Genomic DNA, 22,445 nt, shown 5'->3' on the forward strand with positions numbered 1-22,445 from the left:
GGTACGACAAGCCCAGTGAAAGGATCCTCGCGCTCATCAACGCCTCATGATATGATCGCGTCATCGCGAAGACCACCGTTCGAGGTGGCAAATCACTCAGGTGTTGCAACCACCACTAAAATCCGCCGTGCTCGCTTTGGGTGACAGAGGGGGAAGGTGTGATCACTCGGGATCGCGGGGAGTTGGCTGCGTTCGGAATGAAGGCAGATGCCATGTTTCACGTGAAACACAAAATGCCGGACGGCTGACGTACGCAGCGAGTGCGCACGCCGAACCGTCCGGCATTGCTTGGTTATGCAGTTCCGTGATTACGACCGATCACGATCGGCGCGAATCAATCAGCCTTCGATGGCGATCTGGTGCTTGGACTCAACCTGCGGCTTAGCCTCGATCTTCGGCAGTTCGATGCAAAGCGTGCCGTTGTTGTAGCAGGCGTGGATATCGGACTCCTTGATCTGATCGCCCACGTAGAAGCTGCGAGAGCAGGTGCCCACGTAGCGTTCGCGGCGAATCCACTTGCCATCGGTGTCCTTGTCGCCGGAGTTCTCATCCTTGCGAGCGGACACGGTCAGGTAGCCGTTGTTCAGCTCAAGGTTGATATCGTCCTTGTTGAAGCCAGGCATGTCGATGTCGACATCGTAGCCCTTGTCGGTCTCGCGCACATCCGTGCTCATCATGTTCATCGGGGAAGCGGTCATCGAACCGTTGTTGGCGGCCGTGCGCCAACCCTCGAAGAACGGATCATCGAACAGATCCGAGAACATCGTGTCATTCATCAAAGCCGGAAGCATTGCCATAATCGGTACTCCTCACAAATCAATGCATGGAGTGGAACGGTTTGGCTTGGCGGCATCCCGGAATCCTTGCGGACCCCGCGGCGCCGACCTATCGTGGCCGTTCCCGGAACCCCTGCCGGAGCTCCTGCCTTCGCCTTGCACTTCCCCCAACCCGTTTCGCGCCCTGTCATTCCCGGTGTTTACCCACGGTGAACAGGGGCATTCAGTTATGATGCTGTCGCTCTTCCTTCTCTGCAGCTTTGGTCGCTTTGATAACGTCGTCGATGGTGTTGTAATGCGGCTGGGCGAACAGGGCATCGAAGTCCTGCTCGCATTGCAGAGCGAATGCGATGCAGACCAAGGAGTTAAGGGAGATTTCGTGGCGTTGCTCGAATCGACGAAGTGACCCAAGACTGACGCCTGCCTTGCGAGCAAGGTCGGCCTGTGTCATGCCGTGCTCCTTGCGGCGCCTTGCCACGCGTTGCGCGATGGAGGCTAGAACATCACCGGGCATAGGTTCGTCCAATAACGCAAACATACTCATATTTTGGCAGATTTTGGCATTTTTTACTCAAATATGCGTAGTTATGATGGCATCCAATTCCCCTGTGTTTTATCTATCTGATTCATGTGATCGTTCGGGTGTACTGTGCAGACTGTATGGAGGACGATGTGGCAACGGCATCGTTTGAGCGTTAACCGCGTGACTTGGATGAAAGTGGAGTGCTGGCGATGGATAGTGCCAAGAAGGATGATGTGTTTGCGATCGAAGCCCTTCGCGATTGGGCAACGCGACTGTACCGTGCCTATGGGTTCGATGAGCGGGATGCTGATCGGATCGTCGACTCGCTGTTCTTCGCCGAGCTGCATGGCATTGCGTCGCACGGTCTGCAGCGCATCGGCATGTACGATATGCTGATCGGCAATCCGAACGGCGGCGTTGATGTGAATGCGAAGGCCGAAGTTGTTCGTGAGACGCCGGTGAGTGCGGTGGTCGATGGGCATCACGCGATGGGACAGATCACCTCGGCCATGGCCATGGAGCTGGCGATCAACAAGGCCCGAACGAGTGGCATCGGCATCGTCACCGTGCGGGAATCGAATCACTTCGGGGCGGCCGGCTACTACACCAACATGGCCGCCGAAGCTGGATTGCTCGGTTTCGCCTCCACTAATACGGGCCCGATCGTGCTGCCGCTGTATGCCACACATCCGTTCCTCGGCACTAATCCGATCGCGTTCTCCATGCCGGCTAAGCCGCATCCGTTCTTCTTCGATGCGGCGACCAGCATCGTCTCGCACGGCAAGATCGAGGTGTGTAAGAAGGAAGGTCGGCAGCTGCCCGAGGCATGGATGGTTGATGGACATTACCAGCCGATCTGGGATCCGAAGCAGGTGCCGGCTCGCCCTGGACTGGATGTGGATGGCGGAATGCTTCCGGTCGGTGGCATGAGCGAGGAAACCGGAGGCCACAAGGGATACGGCTTCTCTATACTCGCGGAGATCTTCTGCGGTATTCTGTCGCAGGGCAACACGTCCAGTGAGGTTGACGGGCTGGGCATCCGCCATGGTGTTGGCCACTGCTTCGCCGCGATCGATCCTGGGTTGTTTGGGGATCCGGACGTGATTATCGATCGTTTCTCTGATTATCTGGAGCAGATCCGGCGGGTTCCGGCTGCGCCCGGCCATCGCGTGTACGTGCACGGCGACAAGGAGGAGATCGCATATCAAGCGATCACTGCTGAGGGCGTGGTGCGGCTCGATCCGGAAACCGTCGCGTCGATGCGTTCGGTGGGGGATCGGATGGGTGTGGCGTTCAGATAATTGTCAGGGAAACGCTGGGTGGTCTTGGAGGTTGTGGCGGTTATATAGATACCAGCAGCAGCCGCAAGGCCGCCGATCATAATTGAACCTTTCTTCTTCTTTCCTTTCCTTTCTCTGCGTTGAAGGCCCGGCCTAATTGGTCGGGCCTTCAACGTTTGTGGGGGAGTGGCGGGATGTTTCACGTGAAACGTGGGTGGATTCCATTGCTGTCCTGAGTTGTTTCTCGGTGGCCCTGAGTTATTGCCCCTTTGTCATCCTGAGCGAAGCGAAGGATCCTTAATCTCTCGCACACGGTCGCAGTGCAGAAGTCGCAGTGCAGAAGGTTAAGGATCCTTCGCTTTGCTCAGGATGACGGAAAGTGCGTAGTGACGAAGGATCCTTCGGCACCGCTGCGCTTTGCTCAGGATGGAGAGAAACCTGGGATGATTCCTGAGCTGTTCTATTTGTTCTATTTGTTCTATTTCGTTTTTCGTCAGAGCTTGAAAGACATGGGATTTCAATGGTTTCTGGCTACTTGACCACAAACTGCCACAAACTGCCATTTGTTCTATAGATTTTCTATTTGTTCTATGCTGGATATTAGAGGGTGGTGATGCCACAGCTGTAAAGCGTAGTAAGGGGTCTAAATGGTGTTTCCAGCTAATCCGTTCAAGCCCACGGCTGGTGTGATGCCGCCCGTGCTGATCGGCCGTGAATCCATCAGCGCGGATTTCTCTGAGGGTCTCGATGACGGCCCAGGCGCCCCCGATCGTTTGATGTTGATTACAGGGCCTCGTGGCAGTGGCAATACTGTTATGCTGACGGAGCTGGGGCTTATAGCCAAGAAACGGCATTGGATCGTGATTGATGAGACCGCTTCTGCGGGGTTATGTGATCGGTTGATTGCGCGTATCGCACCTCAAGCGGGCCGCGTGGCAGATGCTACGCTTAAGCCTGCTTTCATGGGACTGAGTCTCGGAGAACTTACGTTTACCCCGGCGATGCGTCCATCCACGTTGCGGGATGCCATTGCCGCTCGTCTGAATAGTTTGGGTAAGGGTAAAGGTTTGCTGGTGACCATCGATGAAACGCAGGATGCTTCTCTGGAGGACATGACTGCCATTGCCACGGCTGCACAGCATATGCTGCGTGAGAATGCCGAGGTCGCGTTTGTATTTGCTGGATTGCCTTCATTAACGTCCGATTTGCTCAATGCCAAGGTGCTGACATTTCTTCGCCGCGCATCCATCAAAGAGCTCGGAGATGTTTCTCTGGTCGACGTGCGTTTGGCTTTGGCAAGGACGATTCGCCATGCGGGCGTATCGATCGATGATCCAGCGTTGGATGCGGCTACGAAGGCTACGGGTGGATATCCGTATATGATTCAGCTGGCTGGGTACCATATGTGGCGTCAAGCCCGTCGCAGAACCGAGGGGCCTGCAGATACAATCACCATTGATGATGTGCGTAGTGGAGTTGAGCAGGCGAGGGCGCGTTTGGGAGAAGGCGTGTGCGCGCCAGTGGTGAAGCGCTTGTCTGATCGATCGGTTGATTATCTACGAGCGATGGCTCAGGATGATGGCCCTTCCGTTACCTCGGAGGTGGCCAAACGGATGCATGAAAGCATGGATTATGCCAATATCTACCGGCAGCGTCTGCTTGATGAACACATCATCGCTGCTGTTAGTCGAGGGAAGGTCGATTTCGCCATCCCGTTCCTTCGCGAGTATTTGCGATCCATGGGGGAGTGAGAAACCGGTGTGAGTGGGATTAGGCGGGATTCGTGGCGAATGTTTCACGTGAAACATGGGTGGATTTCGTGTCCATCCTGTGTTGTCTCCCGGTGGTCCCGAGTTCTGCCTCTTGTCATCCTGAACGGCGTTTCCTGTCATCCTGAGCGAAGCGAGGGATCCTTAACCTTCTGCACTACAACCGTGTGCGAGAGGTTAAGGATCCTTCGCTATCGCTCAGGATGACGGAAAGTGTGTAGTGACGAAGGATCCTTCGGCTCCGCTGTGCTTTGCTCAGGATGACGAAACTGATCCAAACAGGCAAAAGGCTGATGTTTCACGCGAGTGTTTCACGTGAAACATCAGCCTGAAGAGGGTGATCAGGGTTATGGTCAGTTCTCACCCAGATAGGCTTGGGCGTCGAGCGCGGCGCGGCAGCCCATGCCGGCGGCGGAGATGGCCTGGCGATAGACACGGTCGACCGCATCGCCGGCTGCGAATACGCCCGGCGTGGAGGTGCGGGTGGAGGCGCCATCGACGGTGATGTAGCCATCGGCGTCCAGATCGACCTGACCCTTGAGGAAACCGGTGGAGGGGGTGTGGCCGATGGCGACGAAAATGCCGCGGGCCGGAATGGTGGTGAGCTCGCCCGTGATCGTGTTGCGCAGCTCCACGGCACCCGCATGCTCGTTGGCGGTCGCGGCTGCGGCTGGCGCGAGGGAGGGGAGGCTGATCGTGGGGTTGGACAGTCCGGGGATGCTGAGCTTCAGGCCGGAGCTCGCGTTGTTGTCTGCCGCATTGCCGTTTGCTGCGGCGGGAGCGGTGGCGGGTGCATTCAGTCCCGGAATCGACAGCAGGTTGACGGTCGGTGCTGCGGCGGCAGGTGCGGCGGTCTCGTTGTGACCGTCGGCAGGCGCTTCCGTCTCGGCCGGCAGAATGCGGTTGACCACGCTGTTGACGACCACGGTGATCTTCGGGTCGTTCATCACACGATCGACCATGATCTGCGAGGCGCGGAACTGGTCACGGCGATGCACCAAAGTCACGGACGAGCCGTAACGGGTGAGGAACAGCGCCTCCTCCATGGCGGAATCGCCGCCGCCGACCACCACGATCGGATGATCCTTGAAGAAGAAACCGTCGCAGGTGGCGCAGTAGGAGACGCCACGGCCGGAGAATTCCTCCTCGCCGGGCACGCCCAGTTTGCGGTAGTTTGATCCGGTGGCCACGATCACCGCACGCGCGCGGATCACATCGCCACCGTCGCAGGTGATGGTTTTGATGTCACCGGCAAGATCGGTGGAGACCACGTCATCGTGCAGGAGCTCGGCGCCGAACTTCTCGGCCTGTTCGCGCATGCGATCCATGAGCTCGGGACCAAGCACGCCATCCGGGAAGCCGGGGAAGTTCTCGACTTCGGACGTGTTGGTCAGCTGGCCGCCCGGCATGAGCGCGCCGGTGATGATCAGGGGCTTGTATCCCGCGCGACCAAGGTAGATGGCGGCGGTGTAGCCGGCCGGGCCGGAGCCGATGATCACGGCGTCGCGGACATCGTCGTTGGTGTTGGAAATAGTGGATTCTGCGGAGTCTGTCATGCAACCTAGCATACCGTTGCGTGGGTAGAAATGGGTGGTTCCTCTATGGGCGTTGTGGAGTGACCGGCTGCGTCATCCTGAGTCGCGTCACCTGTCATCCTGACCTCCCTTCGGTCATCCTGAGCTTCTCTCGGTCATCCTGAGCGAAGCGAAGGATCCTTAACCTTTGTGCACCAAATGATCAGTGTGTGGTGACGAAGGATCATTCGACTCCGCGATGCGGTGTCCGGCTGCGCCGGACCGTCGCCGCCTTGGCGGCGGCTCCCATCGCCTACGGACAGCCCACCGGGCTGTCCGCTTAACGGCTCAGTGCTCAGGATGGCCAAACGGTTAATTCCCCCGATGCTCCTATTAGTTTGTCAAGTGGTTTTGTCGGGGTGTCGCCGATGGCGTGGAAGTAGTCGAAGCAACGGCGTTCGAGCCCGGGAAGGAACCTTTTGCCCATCTCGATCTCGCTGATCCTCGAGGACGCCACGGCGAGGACCTCGCCGAGACGCTGCCGGCCGGCGCCCGGCGACCGGCGCGGCCGGACGCCGCAACGCAGTCGGAGGATCCTTGGGTTTCCCCATATTAGGGATCCTCCGCTGCGCCCTTCGGCTTCCGCTCGGGATCAAACCTCTCTCCGGAAGGTGGACTGGTATGTGACCGGGCGTGCGTGACCGGGCGTGTGACATGGCGTGCCCATTCCCGGTCACAGTGATTTCAAAATGGCTTTATTCCAACGATTCCGGCACCCCGTGACCGGGCGTGCCCACACCATGTCACGCACCCGGTCACACCGCACGCCGGGTCACACTCCCTGTCACACGCCGGGTCACGCCGGATCCCGGAACCGGCCCGATCTGCCCGGTTGGCGCCCGGTATGCGCCCGATCTGCCCAGTTCTCGCCCGATTGCGCCGCAAACTGGGCAGATCGGGACGTCCCCCGCGCAAACTGGGCGGATCCTGCCGTCTGGAGGCCGAAAACCGGTTGCAGAAGACCGGATCTGCCCAGTTTGCGAATCCAGTGTCCCGATTTGCCCAGTTTGTGGGTGGGCCACCGCAGATGGCACTTCCGTCATCCTGAGCTCCCCTCGGTCATCCTGGGCGAAGCGAGGGATCCTTACCTTTGTGCACCAAATGAGCAGTGTGTGGTGACGAAGGATCCTTCGACTCGCTCCGCTCGCTCAGGATGACAGGGGTGGCGCAATTCTGCGTCATCCTGAGCGAAGCGAAGGATCCTTGGCCATTTCGCACAAACGATTTGGTGCACAAAGGTTAAGGATCCTTCGCTTCGCTCAGGATGACGGATGAAAAAAAGGGGCTGCATATCAGCAGCCCCTTTTTCATCCGTCAGTACACGTTGACGCCTTGGAACGTGAGCCTGCCGCCGGAGGGCAGCTGGCCGGTCGGGAACCAGATCACGATCTCCTGCGTGTTCACCGGCTGCTCGAACTGCACGGTGGCGCTGCCGTTGGCGTCGATGGTGAACGTGCCCACGGGGGCGCCGTTGTTCGGGTTCTGCGCGTTCGAGTTCACGAACACCTGACCGGAGCCGCTGGACTGGCGGATATTGATCTCCACCTTGTACACATCGTGCGGCGCATCCAGCTTGATGTAGCGGCCGTAGCCGTTGAGTCTGGCCGGGCGGCTCAGGAAGGTGGATGTGGTGATCGGGTACGGCGTGGTGTTCGTGGGCGTGGGCACGGGTGCCGGGACGGGCGCGGCCTCCACGTCACGATCGGAATGATCGACCGCCTCCTCGGTATTCGCCGAGGCCGACGCCGAGCCGGATTCCGAAGCCGCACCGGAGGAAGGCGCCGCGCTTGTGGGCGTCTCGCGTCCGGGGAATCGGGCGTTGTCCAGATCGGTGGGCCACTGGCTGGCGGCCGGATCCTTGAAGCCCAGCGATCCGGCGGAATCGAACAGCTGGCTCATGGACAGCACCAGCGCGACCACCAGGAACAGCGTGCCGAGCACGATCACGAAGGACCGGGTGCGCATCTTGCCGAACACGACGGAATTGGATTCGTTGGAGATGTCGTCGGTGTTCGGATCGACGCCGGCATCAGCCCCGCCGCGCGCTCGCGAACCGGCGCCGGAGCCCGTACGGGAACCCGCGGCGGCGGACGAACCCGCGTAGGCATCGCGGTGAGGCCCGTACTCACCGGGCAGGAAGCTCGGCGGGGCGCTCTCCACATGCATCGGGCGCATGGCCTGTTCCGATTCGATCGAAACGGGCTCCTGAACCGTGGTCTTTTCCGTCAGATCCTCTTCCGATGCGGCGGTGCTTCGAGCCAGATCGGCCAGCCGCGGCGAGGCGGTCTCGCCCACGTGGGCGGCGGCATCGAGTGTGTTGATCGCCCCCGCGCGCTCGATCAGATCGTCGCTCGCGGCCTGACCGGCCTGGGCGGCTCCCTCCGCGCGTGCGGCCTTGAGCGCCTCAAGCGCCTCGGCCCGCTCCTGCGCAAGATTCTCGGTATCGCCCTCCATGGAATCGCCGGGGACGCCCTTGGCGAGGCCGTCTAGCGGTTGCGCGGGCTTCGGCGCGGCTGCGGCATCGGGCACGCTCGCATGGTCCTCCACGATCGGCGCTTCAACGAACGGAATGTCCGGAACCTGAACGTCGGAAATGCGGATGGGTCGGATCGCCGAAACGTCCACGGCCTGCGTGGGCTTGTTCTGCGGCAGCACGCTGGTGGACGGATCGCCCAGCGTGGCCAGCAGATCGTCCGTGCCGGTCTGCTGCGGCTTGATCATCTCCACTTCGTCGCGCTCGGGGAACAGCAGCTGGTTCGCGTTCCACACCGGTTCCTTGGGCTTGTTGAGATTGGGACGCGTGAGCACGCCGTCGGGCAGCGTGAGCAGCTGCGACTCGTCCACGTCCTTGACGGGCGTGCGCGCGATGGACGCCGCACCGGGCAGGTCCGGCCAAAGGATGTCCTGATCGGTGAGCCCGTCCAACGGCTTCCAGTAGCCGAGCAGCGCGATCAGCTCGTCCAGCGTGCTGATGGGGGTGGGCGTCGATCCATCCGGGTTGGGCAGTCCCAGGCCGCGCTGGCAGATGATCCAGAAGTCGTGCGGCTTGTCCGCCACGTCGATCAGCAACTTGGCCGGGTAGGTCTGGCCAGCGGTGTACGGGCGACGGGTGAGCATGTTGTACAGGACCGCGGCGAGCTGGCGGACGGCCAGCGCTTCGGCGGTGTCCATCGGATCGTCCGGATGCAGCATGGGCCCCTGCAGCACGGGGCTGACGGGGGCATCGGCGATGCGGATGTGCTTGGCGTCGAGGCGGATCGTGTCCGTGGTGACCGCGCGATCCGTGAGGCGCTGATCGATGAGCATCTGCAGGGCGAGCGCGCATTCGCCAATGATCACGCGCATCGCGTCGACGCTCAGCGTATCCTTGGCCGGGCTGAGCAGATAGTCGCTCAGGGACACGCCCTCGTCCAGATTGGTGACCAGCAGGGCCACGTCGTCGATCGAACGCATCTGCAGCACGGGGGTGAAGCGATCGTTCTTGGCCAGGGCCAGCGCGGAGGCGATCGCGTTGACGCGTGTGGAGGCGGAGGGATCCGTGACCAGGAACAGCTGGCAGTCGCGGGCGAGCACATGGTCGTTCACGTGCCATGCCTCCAGGCCGGGTTCGCGGCGCAGGGCCTTGACAAGCGTGTAGCGGTCGATCAGCACATCACCCGGTTGAGGCGTCATTCTAAACCTGTTCTTTCCTGTCCCCAGCGGTCGCACGGGCCGCGCGTTCATGGGCTCCATCCTATCGGTTGGGGTGTCCGATGGGATGGTTGTGTTCGATTGGTTTGAATCGTTTTTGAAATCGGTTTCAATTGGGCGGTTTTCATTTATATTGAAATCGGTTTCACTGGAATGGGATGTGGAAGGGGGCACGACCGATTCGGTCGCAACGGGGGAGACGGGTCGATCGGGCTGGCCGGACGGACTGGATTGATCGGCAGGGCCGGTCGGGTTGATCGGACCGCTCGTCGCCTTCGCATCGCCCGATCCATCGCCATCGGCGCCCCGGCGTCCCGCAAGCCGTCCCAGCCGGCTCTTCGCCATCGCCACGATCGATGTGAACTCCTCGGCCTTCAGCGCCCACAGCGCCACCGCGTAGGCCGCGCCGGCCGCGATCGACACCACGGCGCACTCCACCACGGCGAGCACCCATCGGGTGGCCGTATGCATCTGCGGATCGTCCAGCGCGATCACATGCCCCAACGTCCACTGGCACAGCCATCCGGCCGCCCATGCCATCAGACCGGCCACCAGCGCCTTGCCCAGCGACGTCATGATCCGCCGGCCGTCCAGATGCCCACCGAACCGCTTGCGCAACATCACGTAGATCGCCGGCAGCGTGGGCACATAGGACAGCGTGACCGCCACGGCCACCAGCGTGGCCCAGTACTTGGGCGGGAAGACGGCGATCAGACCCAGCAGCAGGGCCAGCTGCACGCCGTTCTGCAGCAGTGCGAACGTGAACGGGTGCTTGCCGTCCTCGAAGGCGTAGAACGTGCGCTGGATGACCAGCAGACAGCTCACGGGCACCAGATTCAGGGCCAGCGCGATGAGCGGATCGGAGATCAGCAGCACCTCGCTGTAGCTGATCGAGGGCACCAACGCGATCGTCACCGGCGTGGGGATGAGGATCAGCACCACGGTGAAGTACATCATCACCAGGCTCATCGAGCGGATGGACGAGCTCAGGTCGCTGCGCGCGGTGTCGTAGTCGCCGTCGCTGATCGAACGCGACAACTTGGGGAAGATGGCCGTGGCGATGGACACCGCGACCAGCGAGTACGGCAGGATCTGGATGGAATACGCGTACTGGTAGGAGGCGTTTCCGGCCACCCCGTGGGGGTCCCCGGCCATGGTGGGCGCGCCCGTGAGCACCTGCGAGTTGACCATGCCCATGATCAGGTTCAGAACCACCAGGGCCATGCTCCACACGGCCACGCGGCCCATGGAACGCAGGCCGATGCCGCGCAGGCCCCACAACGGCCGGTAATGGAAGCCCATGCGGATCAGCGGCACGAACAGGACCACCGCCTGGAAGGCAACGCCCGCGGTCCATGCGCCGGCCGTGAACGCGATCTTGTCCTGCGTCCACCAGCCCACCGGCTGCATGGCCGCGTTGCCGAACATCCAGATGAACACCGCGAAGCCCGCGCAGCTGACCACGTTGGCGCCCACGGAACTCCATGCGTACAGGCCGAACCGCTCCTTGGCGGCCAGAATCTGGCCCAGGACCGTGTACAGGCCATAGAAGAAGATCTGCGGCATGCACCACAGCGTGAAGGCGTTCGCCAGGGCCTTCTGCTCGCCGTTCCAGCTCGAGCTCACGTACAGCTGCGTGACCCACGGGGTGAGCAGCATCATCACGCCCGTCACCACGATCAGCAGCGTGATCGCGTCGGTGATGAGCTTGTTCAGGCGGTCCTGGGCGTCCTCCTCCTTGAGCGCGCGCACGATCTGCGGCACCAGCACGGCGTTGAAGATGCCGCCGGAAATGAGGTTGAAGACCACCTGCGGGATCTGCGAACCGGTCTGGTATGCCATTGCGGCGATGCCCGTGGTGCCCACGGCCGCGGCCAGCAGAATCTGACGGATCTGGCCGGTGATGCGGGAGGCGAAGGTGCCCACGGCCATGATCATCGAATTACGGCCTACGGAACTCATTCGTCGGGGTCCTTCTTCCTGTGGAACTGGCGCCACAGGCCGAGCACGCCGAGCAGCACGGCGATCACCACGATCGCCATGCCGCTCATGTCGCTCACCTGCAGGCGGCTGGAGATATGCGTTTCATGCGCGCTGCCGAACTCGGCGCCGTCGGAATCCTGCAGCGCCAGATGCGCGGTGGCGTGCCCGGAGGTAAGCACGCGGATCAGGAACGTGACCTGCACCTCCCCGTGCGCCGGCACCACGGCCTCCACCTCGCGCGAGGTGACGATCTGCATCGAATCGGTTTTGGACGTGACCGTGACGCGCACCGGGAAATCGTGGCTGTTGCTCACGGTCACCGGCATCTGCGCGGTCTCGCTCACCACGTTGATCGCCTCGGTGGGGGAGATGGACACCCCCTGGAACAATTCGTCGCCCAGACCCTTGGCCTGCGCGGCCAGCCCGCGGTTGAGCCCCGAGCCGTCCAGGGACATGAGCGCCAGCTCGTGCTGGGCCGCGTTGAGCCGATTGATCCAGTTGGTCGCGTCGCCGCTGCGCTTGGCCGTGGCGGAGGCGTCCTGACGGGCCAGAGCCTGCGTATCCGTGTTGGGGGAGGCGGAGGACGACGGCGATGCGCCGGCGCTCGCGGACTGGGATGCGTTCGGGGATGCGGTGGCGGATGATGATCCGTTGCCGGATGAGGATTCATTATTGGGCGAAGACCCATTTCCATCCGCGGTCCCACCCGCCGTGCCGGTGGACACGATCACCTTGGTGGCGAAGCGTTCGATGTTCTCCCGCGCCTGCGCCAGCGTGTCCAGCGTGCCGCCGATGGCCGCGATGGTCTGTGAGGGCACGCCGGACTCCTTGGGCAGCGCGGCGATGGCCTGATTGCCTGTGCGGTACGGCGTGGCCGCCTCGAGCTCGCCCAGATTACTCAGCGAGATCCAGGAGGCCTCCTCCATGGCCGTGATCATGCGCGAGACATGGGCCGCATCCATGCCCGGCGCGAACGTGACGAGCAGAATGCGTTCGGCGTACGGCTGCTCCATCTGGTAGAAGGCGCTCTGCGCGATGTACCGGGCCATCTGGCCGGCCTCGGTGGTCTCCGCGGCCGCCGCGTCCGATGTGGCCTGCCCCTGCGCCAGACGGGTCAGCGTGACCTGCGAGGCCAGGACGGTCACCATGCCCGCGTCGGTCTTCACCAGATACGATCCGGTGTGCGCGGCCGCGCTGGAGGCCGACGAGGCCGCTTCGAAATCGGCATTGGCGATCACCGTGGTATAGCCCTGCCGGGCCGCGCGGGTGAGGGCGTCCATGGTCCACGCGCCCTGGCCCTGCCATGCGATCGCGTTGGAATCGCCGGCCTTCCAGTCGTCGTCCGTGATGCCGGCCTCCGTGAACTCCCCGGTGGCCTGCGTGCCGGCGGCCGTGATGTCGAAGAACCCGTTCTGCATGGTCGCCGCGGTGTGCGGGGCATTGTCCCCGAATGTGGCCAGATACGACGGGTCGGCCACCACCTGCAGATCGGGGTGTTGGGAGATCAGACTGGCCTGCGTCTGGCGCTGCGCCTCGTCCGAGGCCATGATCGACTCGGTCTGCGTGGTGGCGCTGGCCGCATGATCGCCGGAGACCAGCGAGGTGAACGTGCCTGCGTTGACGTTCCACGCCCCGGCCGTCAGCGGCATGGCCACGGTGACCTTGAGCGGCGGGGTGTCCGCGGATCGCAGGCCGTCCGGGGAGCGCGTCAGGAAGCTGCACAGGGAGGCGTTCGTGGCCTTGGAGCCGGTGTCCAGACTGATGCGCAGCGGCTTGGGACCCCATGTGGTGATCGCCTTGATCTGGTCGTTGTCCGCCGGCACGCTGACGCTGGCCTGCGTGCTGGAGCCCGCCGCGAGGTTCAGCACGGCCGTGGTGCCCAGCACGTTGCGCGTGGGGATGGCCGTCTCGCCTTCGGCCCACGCCTGCATGTCCACGCGCGAGCTGAACGTGTACAGCGCGTTCGTGGCCACGTTCAGGGTGGCCTGCGGGATGTCCTGGGCCGTGGCGTTGGTGATGGTGACCGTGGCCTGGTATCCGGACGAGGAGGTCACCACGGGGGTGAGCGCGTTGGCGGTGATGCATACGGCGTTCTCGCACTTGGCGGCGGCTTGGGCGTCGGCCGCGAGTGCGGTTTGGGGTGCCCCGAGGGCCATGGCGAGCGCCATGGGCAGGGCGATGGCGAGGGCCGCGATCATGGCGCCGAAACGACGCGGCGCTTGCCACTTGCGGTTATGGGCGGTGGTTGGTCGTTTCATGCTTGTTTCTTGGTTTTCCTTGCGTACAGCCATGCGATTTTGCGTTCGTTGGGGTAGCTCAGCACGTCGTCCAGATCGCTGAAGTCGACCCAGATGGCATCCTCGGCCTCGTGGTCCGGATCGCCCTCCACGCTCAGTTCGCCGTCCACACGCCGCAGGGCGTAGTGGTGGACCAGCTTGTGCACGCGCTGGCTGGTTCCGGTGAACCAGTAGTCGATCGTGGCGATGGATTCGATCACCTCGCCCAGAATGCCGGTCTCCTCGTGCACTTCGCGCACGGCGGTCTGCTCGGGCGTCTCGCCCTTCTCGATGTGCCCCTTGGGCAGGCACCATTCCAAGTGTCCCGAGCGGGAGTGCCGGGCGATGATCGCCACGCGGCCCTGATCGTCGAAGATCAGTCCGCCGGCGGAGTATTCGCGGACCACGGGCAGCTCCTGCGCGTCCAGCGAGGCGAACGTGGACGGGGCGTCCTGCGTGCGCCGCTGAGGCATCATGGCCGGCGTGGGCGCGCGGGGGGCGAGCGGGTTGAGGCTGATGGCTTCCAGCGCGCCTAGGCCGTCGGTGCCCAGATCGTCAGTGCCCAGGCCGTCCTCGATTTCGTCCTCGCCGCGCACGATGGCCGGCGTCTCGTGGCTTTCACGGCCGCTGTCCTGACCGTTTTCCTGGCTGTTTTCCCGGTCCGGTCGGACTTCGCTGGCCTCGCCGGCGGCGGGCGTCCTGCCGGGCGCAGAGGCCTCCTGGGCGTCGTGATGGATGGCCGCGTGGATGGCGGCGATGGCCTTCATGGCTTCGGCGGGCGTGCGCGGGCTGGGAACGACGGGTATGGAGATGGGGACGAGCACGGGAGCGGGCTTGGGATGCTCGTACAGGCCGGGGCCGGGCTTGGGGGCCGCCGCGGCCTGCTCGGCTTGTGCGGCTTGCGTGGCGGATCGATGAATCGTGGCGCTGATCTCCGCCAGCGTGACCGGCTTGACGGGGGCGGGCTTGGCGTCCGGGGCGGTCTGACTGGGATCGCCGGGCTGCGCGGGATGATTGGACGGCGCGGCCGGGCTGGGCTGCGCGGTTTGGTCGTGCTGCGCGGGCTGGCTGGGCTGTGCGGGCTGTACGGCCTGATCGGTTTGGCCGGCCTGATCGGCCCGTCGTGCGGCTTCGGCCACCATTCTCGGGGTGATCGGGGCGATCTGCGTGGCCGGGGCGACCGGAACGGTCCGCGGCTCCGGCGCGCGCGTGGCCGTGCTGTACATCAGCTTGCTCGGCTCCTCGGGGCGGATGCGGGAATCGCGCGAATCGGACGAATAGAGCATTCCTCCAAGGCCGGTTTGGGTATGGTCGTCCGCATCATCGGCGGCACGCGAAAGCATGCGTGCGAGGTCTGCGGGCGTAATCATGCCTTCCACCTTACTCAATTCTGTGTGCAGGTGGGGTAACGGTATGCTGGTATGCGCACAGAAAAACGGCTGTGAAAGGTATCGAGTGGGATTTGAAGTCTGGCCTGAGGCCATCGAATTGGGACGATTGTTCGCCGAACGCGGGTATGAGCTGGCCTTGGTGGGCGGGCCCGTGCGCGATTTGCTGCTGCATCGCAAATCCCACGATCTGGATTTCTGCTCATCCGCGCGTCCCGAGGAGTTCGAACCGATCCTGCGCCATTGGGGGCGCGACGGCTTCTGGGACATGGGCCGCAAGTTCGGCACGCTGGGTGCGATGCGCCGCCGCCCGGACGGCACCGAGGTCAAGGTGGAGGTGACCACCTACCGGTCGGACACGTACGAACCCGATTCGCGCAAGCCGGAGGTCAACTACGGCGACACGCTGGAGGGCGATCTGTCCCGCCGCGACTTCACCGTGAACGCCATGGCCCTGCGCGTGCCGCAGCTTGAGTTCGTGGACCCCTTCGGCGGCGCGAACGACCTCGCCAAGGGCGTATTGCGCACCCCGGTGGACCCGTCGCAATCGTTCGATGACGATCCGCTGCGCATGATGCGCGCGGTCCGCTTCGTGGCCCAGCTGGGCTTCCGCATCGAGCCCGAAACCGCCGAGGCCATTTGCCGCATGGTGGACCGCATCGACATCGTCTCCGCCGAGCGCGTGCGCGACGAGCTGGTCAAGCTGCTGCTGTCCGATCGTCCGCGCGCCGGCATCGAGGCGCTGGTGGAATCCGGGCTGGCCGATCGCGTCTTCCCGGAGATCCCGGCCCTGCAGCTCGAGCTGGATGAGCATCACCGCCACAAGGACGTCTTCGAGCACACGATGATCGTGCTCGATCGCGCGGTGGCCCTGGAAACCGGCCCCGACGGCCCGGTCCCGCGCCCCGATCTGACCCTGCGTCTGGCGGCGCTGATGCACGACATCGGCAAGCCCAAGACCCGCAAGTTCGAGGCTGGCGGCAAGGTCAGCTTCCATCATCACGACGCGGTGGGCGCCAAACTGGCCCGCAAGCGCCTCAAGGCCCTGCACTTCGACCACCACATCATCGACGACGTGAGCGATCTGGTGGAGCTCCACCTGCGCTTCCATGGTTATGTGGACGAGCCGTGGACCGACTCCGCCGTGCGCCGCTACGTCAAGGACGCCGGCCACCTCTACGAGCGCCTGAACCGCCTGACCCGCGCCGACGCCACCACGCAAAACAAGCGCAAGGCGCAGATCTTCGCCTCCGCGATGGACGAGATGGAGCAGCGCGTGCGCGAGCTCAAGGAGAAGGAGGACTTCGACGCCATCCGCCCGGACCTCGACGGCAACGAGATCATGGCCCTGCTGGACCTGGCCCCCGGCCCGATGGTCGGCCGCGCCTACAAGCACATGCTCGAATACCGCCTCGATAACGGCCCGGTGGACCACGATGTGGCCGTGGCCGAGCTCCGGCGCTGGTACGCGGGGCTTGAGGAGTAGCGCAACAAGCGCGAAACGGGAAAATACGGGCTGCGCGGGCCGAAATCCGGAATTCACAGCGCAATCGGGCCGTTTTTGCGCCGATTTTCGGCCCGATCGTGCTGCGAATTGCAGATTTCGGCCCGCATAGCCCGTAAGTTGCCCAGTCCGGCAAATCGGTGCGCGTCGGGCGTGGCGATCAGTGCCGGAACGAGTCATCCGTGCTGATGATTGTCGTCCCGCGGTCCTGGCGCAGAATCCAGCCGTGCTTTTTGAACAGATCCGCAAGGATGACGCCGGAAACCGCTCCGAGAATATTCAATATGATGTCGATGATATCAAAGAACCCCGTTCGGAGTATAGGCTGTAATATCTCGCAAACAATGACCATTAAAGATAATGTAATTGCTGCTTTTATGTTTGATTTTAGCCAGTAGTTAAAGGCAATGCCGCAGGGGATAAATACTAGCAAGTTAAAGAGTGAGACCAGCGGATCATAGTGCAGTTGGTCGGCCAAATCGAATATATTGAAGTTATATCCGCTAATCCCTCGGCTTTTATTCATGATGGCAACAATGACTGCGATGGTGTAAATGATATTCACAAAGGATGCGTAGGTATAATTGATTTTATTGATGAGAATTTGATAAATAAATATTCCTAAAATAATAGCGTTGATGGCAAGAAAAGTAATAATAGTAACTGCTGATTGTAAGATATAGTCGTAAGGGTAAATTATGACAGTAAGCAATCCCCAGATTGGATAAACGCCTACAATAATATAGCGCAGTGTGAAGAACCATATTACGGCAATGATAAGCGATATTGCAGCGGATATTCGCTTGCTGGTGTTCTTGCTCATGATATTACTTTCTATTGTTGAATAGTCATTATAAATGGTTGCTCCAATTGGAGGTGTAGATGAGGTCCGCTATCGTTGCCCTCCTTGGCTGCGATGGTGGTGTGATCATGTCAATCATTGATTCCGATAATTGCTAGTGGTACTAGTAGGTAGCATTCCCATCGATTTGGTTGCTCGTTGATGTAGAAAACTCCACCGGCTTGTTCTATGGCACGACGATGCAACTGCAACCCGCCGGATCTGGTAGATCGAACGCGCGATTGCTGGGGTGTCTCCCACGTGCACAGCTCTGTGATTTCCACTGCAGAGGGGGAGCACAGTACGGACAGTTCGTAGTGGCCGGTGCGTGCCGGCAGATGCTTTTCGATGTTGACGCACAGCTCTTCGAGCATATCCGCGATTACCGTTGATCGGACGTCTGCAGTTGGAGTGTCGGCGGCATTGCCGCAGCTTCCGGAAATCTTGCAACCGCCATCAATCCCCTGTGCGCGCAGCCGGTCATCCCAGCGGCGGAGGATATCGGCCAATCGTTGTTCCAATGGGACGCGGATTGAATCGCGACCGTGCCGATCAACATCATCGCCGGAGCTGCTCGTAAGCTGCGAGATGACATCATCAAGTCCCTGACGGGCAAGAACCAGATGCTCTTCCGCATCCTTCCACGCTGCAAGCGCGCTGGCATCATGCGTCAGTCGCTGCTGCCTTTGCGCGGCGCGAAGCACGTATGCCAGTTCGCCGCTGATGGAATCGTGAATCCTTGCGGCGGTGGCTATGCCCTGTTCGTTGGCACGCAATCGTTCCCGCATGTTCCGCTCGGCGGTCTGCGTCTGTGCAATCTTTCGGCGTTGGCGCAGAAACCCTCCGATGATGCAGGGAACGGTAAACCAGCCAATGAAAGTGGCCAATAAAGGCAACGTGAGCTCGTCCGAGGGTGAATACATGGTCTGCACCGTCTGTGCAGTCACGGTGATAAGCCAGGCCGTGGCCGCAATCACCGTGCGCGAACGATCCCACAGTAGTCCCAAGGCCAGCATGATGCCCCATATCTGCGTGGGGCCGGACTGAAGATTGGACAGGGAGCAGGCCGTTCCGACCAGTACCGTGGCAATGCCACCCGCAACGGGGAACCGCGGTATGGATAGCAGCGCAAGGAAGTGCAGCGCCGTGATTGTCGTGGCCAATGGCCCGATAGGCGGCATGAACCACGTCTCCCATAGGGTGATCAATGCCACCAATCCCCATGGCGCATATCTGGCCCATTGCGGGCTGCGCAACGCCTCATAGTTCATACTTGCCCAACCATCGCAGTACCGCCTGCACCCGATTGTGCACTTGCAGCTTCCTCATCACGGTTTGGGCATGCTTGCGGACGGTGGGCTCGGCAATGTTCAATTGGGCGGCGATCTGCCGGTCGTCCAATCCTTCGGATACCAGATCCATGACCTGCGTTTCGCGTCCGGACAGCAGATCCTGTTGCATTTGCGGCGCTGATCGTAGACGGATGTGGGACAACGCCGCGGATTCGAACGTATCGCCATACGTTTCGTTTCGTGCCATGGCAAGCAGTCCGCGGATGATGTCCGGCTCGCTGCTCTTGCTGACAATCCCTTGTGTTCCTGCACGCACGGCACGTTCCCGATACACTTCCAGCGAGAATGAGGTCATCGCCAGCAGCTTCACCTGATCGGTCCGTTGCCGAATCCTCCGGCACACCATGAGGCCCGGCATGTCCTCCATGGACATATCCACCAGCACGATGTTGGGTTTGACAGGGCCGAGTGCCTTGCGCACGGCTTCGGCGCCGGACGACGTGAGCCATGCGATCCTCACCGCGGGAATCAGTTCCTTGATTTCCCGTGCCAGCGAACGCAGTGTGATTTCGTCGTTATCCACGATCCCCAAGATTAAAGTGCCTTGGTTCGCGCAGACAGGAGAATCTGTCGCTGCCATGCTTCGCTGCCTTCCCCGGTGCAAGAAAAAGTATTCTCCGCTCATTCTAGACGATTCGAATGGCGTCGAAGGAGGTGGCGTTACACAAATGCGGTAAGGCGCCAACGCATCATTATGTGTGTCTCCTGCGTGAACGAAACCATCTGTCCGGAACTATCGGTCAACGGCGCGGAATACCAAGTCTGCGAATCAGTGCGCGTCGGGCATGCTGCGGAACAGGGGGATGAAGCCGGCGCACAGTATCAGGGCGATGGGCGCGAGCAGATGCCATTGCGCGGAGAGCAGCCAGCCGGCCCATGCACCTGCGGCACTCAAAGTGCGCCACGATGAGGTCTTCCCCATAGTTACGGCTTAGACCTAGCGACTTTTATGGTCTCGTGATTGCGAAAATACGGGCTGCGCGGGCCGAAATTCGGGATTCACAGCGCAATCGGGCCGTTTTCGCGCCGATTTTCGGCCCGATCGTGCTGTGAATTGCAGATTTCGGCCCGCGCAGCCCGTAAGTTGCCGCGCAACCTCGCCACAGCTCCGCCACGTACTCGTCCGGATGGCTCGCCACCCATCCGTTGGCGACCAGACAGCCGCGGGTGTTCATGTTGCGTGCATGCCGCACAAATCCGCCCGCAAGTCGCGCCATTTGCGGGCTTCTGGGCAGATTGTCCGCGATGGAAAATGCAACAATTTCGGATTTATCAGGTTGGAAAATGCAACGCAGCATGTCTTTCGAAGGTTGGAAAATGCAATCATGCAAACGGGAAGCTGGTAGCATCCATAAGGGAATCGTTGGAATGGAGACATTATGCTGAGACGAAAGATTGAGTCGAGACTTGAGGCATGGCGCGCTGCCCCGAAACGAACCGCCCTGCTGGTCACGGGGGCTCGACAAACGGGGAAGACCTACATTATCCGCCATTTTGCGCATGAGCACTATGAGCACGTCGCTGAGATCAACTTCATAGAGAATCCGGAGCTGACGGCCGTGTTCTCCAATTCTCACGATGTTCGGAACCTGCTCATGCGCCTCGAATTGGCGGTGGACGTTCCGCTGGTGCCGGGAAAGACCCTAGTGTTCTTCGACGAGGTTCAGCAGTGCAAGGAGCTCGTTACGGCGATCAAGTTTCTGGTGGACGATGGCAGATTCGACTATGCGTTGTCCGGTTCGTTGCTTGGTGTGGAACTCGAGGACATCCGCTCCGTGCCGGTTGGCTATTTGAGTGAGTTGGAGATGTACCCACTTGATTTCGAGGAATTCTGCTGGTCTCAGGGCGTTGGCCGTGAAGTGTTCGATGTGTTGCGCGACTGCTTCGCCCAAAAGACCGAGGTGGACAGCTTCATCCACGATCGATTCATGAAACTCTACGCCAAATATCTTGTAATTGGTGGCATGCCGGCGGCCGTTGATTCCTTCTCCGCCAATGGAAGCGTCATGGATGTGCGCATGATCCAGGAGAACATCAAGCGTGAATATCGTCGTGACATAGGACAATATGCGCGCAAGGAAGACAGGTTGCATATTTGTAGCATCTATGATCTGGTGCCCAGCGAGTTGAACAATCCCAACAAGCGTTTCACGTTTTCCAAGATCGATCAGGGTTTGCGGTTCAAAGCCGTTGCGTCTGATTTTGATTGGCTGGTGGCTGCGGGCGTTACCATCGCCGCCTATAACGTGGATGCCCCATGCGTACCGCTGGAAATGAGTAAAGATCGGAATTTGTTCAAGCTCTTCTATAACGATGTTGGTTTGCTGACCGGATCGTTCCTTAGGCGCACGGCGTTGGATGTGCTTGAAGGCAATCAGGATGTCAACTACGGCAGCATCTATGAGAACGTCGTGGCTCAGGAGCTGAGTGCTCACGGGTTTGACCTGTACTACTACAACAGCAAAAAAATGGGCGAGCTGGATTTCCTGATTCAGGACCGTGACGACAACGTTCTGCCCATCGAGGTCAAGTCCGGAAAAGCGTATAAACGCCATCGAGCGATGGATAATGTGCTAGACCAGCCGGATTATCATCTTGATGCCGGGGTTGTGTTCAGGCCATGCAACATCTCGGTGGATGGCAAGGTGACCTATCTGCCCATTTACATGGTTGGTCTGCTGGAGAACGCGTAGGGCATAACCGGGTGCGTTCGTGCCGCGGGTGCCGGAATGGACAAAAACCGGCCCGGAAATGTCCATTTCGGCACCCATGGTCACCGCGCTGGGGCCGGGGTGGCCATTCCGGACCGTCTGCGTCAGACCGCCGTGTGGCCGAGCGCCTTGGGCAGGTTCTGCATGGAGGCCGAGGGCAGGCATCCGGTGATGTTGGCCAGCGGGGCATCGTCGCTGATCGAGGCATCGGACTTGCTCTTGAGGTTGTAGAAGGAGGTGCCGATCACCACGTCGATGAGCTTGTCCTGACGGTCGTCCATCTGTAGCGTGGCGTCGGTGAACAGCGAGCCGAGCGTATAGGCCTCGGGGATCGCGTTGGCGCCGAAGTAGATGATGGTGCGGGACAGGACGATCACGTTCTCGCTCTTCACCTCGGCCTGCGGGTTGACCAGCCTGTAGTAGTCGAACACGCTCTTGTCCTGCGGGGTGTAGCCGCGGTTGACCAGCTCGTCCTGCACGGCTCGCGCCAGACCGGTGTACTTGGTGGCGTTGCTGGTGCGGATGGTGATCTGCGCGGGGTCGATGCGCTTGCCGTCGAAGCCGTCGGGCAGGCAGGGCGCGGCCACGCCGAAGTTGGGTTTGGCCTCCTCCACACGGTCCTGCTTGCCGATCACGCCATAGAACACGAGCAGCGCGACCACCATCGCCACCGTCAGCACGGCCACGGCGATCGAGAACACGAGCTTTTGCCGGTTGCGCACAAAGACCTTGCGGGCCGCGCGCTCATCGTACTGCTCAGGAATCGTCATAATCACCC

The 22,445-nt window shown here is 61.3% G+C and carries 16 protein-coding genes; 4 read left to right on the forward strand and 12 right to left on the reverse strand.

Annotated elements, in window-relative coordinates:
- Positions 1-338: 338 nt before the first annotated feature.
- Both EMO90_RS04605 and EMO90_RS04610 read right to left on the reverse strand, forming a co-directional pair.
- Positions 339-797, reverse strand: a complete 459-nt coding sequence (locus tag EMO90_RS04605) for an Hsp20/alpha crystallin family protein (protein ID WP_150355006.1) — start codon at positions 795-797, stop codon at positions 339-341.
- A 202-nt stretch (positions 798-999) separates the two neighbouring features.
- Positions 1,000-1,320: a helix-turn-helix domain-containing protein gene (locus EMO90_RS04610; protein ID WP_317909204.1), complete on the reverse strand. Its 321-nt coding sequence runs from the start codon at positions 1,318-1,320 to the stop codon at positions 1,000-1,002.
- A gap of 188 nt (positions 1,321-1,508) precedes the next feature.
- Between EMO90_RS04610 and EMO90_RS04615 the strand changes: the two genes are divergently transcribed.
- The gene (locus EMO90_RS04615; protein WP_150355005.1) at positions 1,509-2,600 is read left to right on the forward strand and encodes an Ldh family oxidoreductase; all 1,092 of its coding nucleotides are present in this window, start codon (positions 1,509-1,511) and stop codon (positions 2,598-2,600) included.
- A 626-nt stretch (positions 2,601-3,226) separates the two neighbouring features.
- A complete protein-coding gene (locus EMO90_RS04620) occupies positions 3,227-4,330 on the forward strand; it encodes an ATP-binding protein (RefSeq protein WP_150355004.1) in 1,104 nt (367 codons plus the stop codon).
- 371 nt (positions 4,331-4,701) lie between these two features.
- Here EMO90_RS04620 and EMO90_RS04625 read toward each other — a convergent pair whose 3' ends face one another.
- From EMO90_RS04625 to EMO90_RS12585, 4 genes are all read right to left on the reverse strand, one after another.
- Positions 4,702-5,904, reverse strand: a complete 1,203-nt coding sequence (locus tag EMO90_RS04625) for an NAD(P)/FAD-dependent oxidoreductase (RefSeq protein ID WP_150355003.1) — start codon at positions 5,902-5,904, stop codon at positions 4,702-4,704.
- Positions 5,905-7,236: 1,332 nt separating this feature from the next.
- Positions 7,237-11,574 (reverse strand): murein biosynthesis integral membrane protein MurJ, encoded by a 4,338-nt coding sequence (locus EMO90_RS04630; RefSeq protein ID WP_150355002.1) that lies wholly within the window; start codon positions 11,572-11,574, stop codon positions 7,237-7,239.
- Positions 11,571-13,853 (reverse strand): DUF6049 family protein, encoded by a 2,283-nt coding sequence (locus EMO90_RS04635; RefSeq protein WP_150355001.1) that lies wholly within the window; start codon positions 13,851-13,853, stop codon positions 11,571-11,573. The genes EMO90_RS04630 and EMO90_RS04635 overlap by 4 nt, the downstream gene beginning before the upstream one ends.
- Positions 13,850-14,638, reverse strand: a complete 789-nt coding sequence (locus EMO90_RS12585) for an NUDIX hydrolase (protein WP_150355007.1) — start codon at positions 14,636-14,638, stop codon at positions 13,850-13,852. The genes EMO90_RS04635 and EMO90_RS12585 overlap by 4 nt, the downstream gene beginning before the upstream one ends.
- A 688-nt stretch (positions 14,639-15,326) precedes the next feature.
- On the opposite strand from EMO90_RS12585, the gene EMO90_RS04645 reads away from it, so the two are divergent.
- Complete coding sequence (locus tag EMO90_RS04645; protein ID WP_190972114.1) at positions 15,327-16,745, forward strand: CCA tRNA nucleotidyltransferase; 1,419 nt, start codon at positions 15,327-15,329, stop codon at positions 16,743-16,745.
- Positions 16,746-16,923: 178 nt separating this feature from the next.
- Here EMO90_RS04645 and EMO90_RS04650 read toward each other — a convergent pair whose 3' ends face one another.
- The 5 genes from EMO90_RS04650 to EMO90_RS04665 all read right to left on the reverse strand — a co-directional run bounded on the left by EMO90_RS04650 (position 16,924) and on the right by EMO90_RS04665 (position 20,305).
- Positions 16,924-17,586, reverse strand: coding sequence for a VanZ family protein (locus tag EMO90_RS04650; RefSeq protein WP_150354999.1), 663 nt, complete (start codon positions 17,584-17,586; stop codon positions 16,924-16,926).
- Between the two features lie 110 nt (positions 17,587-17,696).
- Positions 17,697-18,875, reverse strand: coding sequence for a hypothetical protein (locus EMO90_RS04655; protein ID WP_150354998.1), 1,179 nt, complete (start codon positions 18,873-18,875; stop codon positions 17,697-17,699).
- Positions 18,865-19,536 carry a response regulator transcription factor gene (locus EMO90_RS04660; protein WP_190972113.1) on the reverse strand — a complete coding sequence of 224 codons (672 nt, stop codon included), beginning with the start codon at positions 19,534-19,536 and terminating at the stop codon, positions 18,865-18,867. The genes EMO90_RS04655 and EMO90_RS04660 overlap by 11 nt, the downstream gene beginning before the upstream one ends.
- A 189-nt stretch (positions 19,537-19,725) precedes the next feature.
- On the reverse strand, positions 19,726-19,851 hold the full coding sequence (locus EMO90_RS12590) for a hypothetical protein (protein WP_263390668.1): 126 nt from the start codon (positions 19,849-19,851) through the stop codon (positions 19,726-19,728).
- Positions 19,852-19,903: 52 nt separating this feature from the next.
- Positions 19,904-20,305, reverse strand: coding sequence for a hypothetical protein (locus tag EMO90_RS04665; RefSeq protein ID WP_150354996.1), 402 nt, complete (start codon positions 20,303-20,305; stop codon positions 19,904-19,906).
- 30 nt (positions 20,306-20,335) lie between these two features.
- Here EMO90_RS04665 and EMO90_RS04670 point away from each other — a divergent pair, with 30 nt between their 5' ends.
- Entirely contained in the window at positions 20,336-21,649 is a 1,314-nt protein-coding gene (locus tag EMO90_RS04670; protein ID WP_150354995.1) for an ATP-binding protein, read from the forward strand.
- 122 nt (positions 21,650-21,771) lie between these two features.
- Here EMO90_RS04670 and EMO90_RS04675 read toward each other — a convergent pair whose 3' ends face one another.
- Complete coding sequence (locus EMO90_RS04675) at positions 21,772-22,437, reverse strand: LytR C-terminal domain-containing protein (protein ID WP_150354994.1); 666 nt, start codon at positions 22,435-22,437, stop codon at positions 21,772-21,774.
- Between the last annotated feature and the right edge of the window lie 8 nt (positions 22,438-22,445).

It is taken from the genome of Bifidobacterium vespertilionis (assembly GCF_008698145.1).
Lineage (GTDB): Bacteria > Actinomycetota > Actinomycetes > Actinomycetales > Bifidobacteriaceae > Bifidobacterium > Bifidobacterium vespertilionis.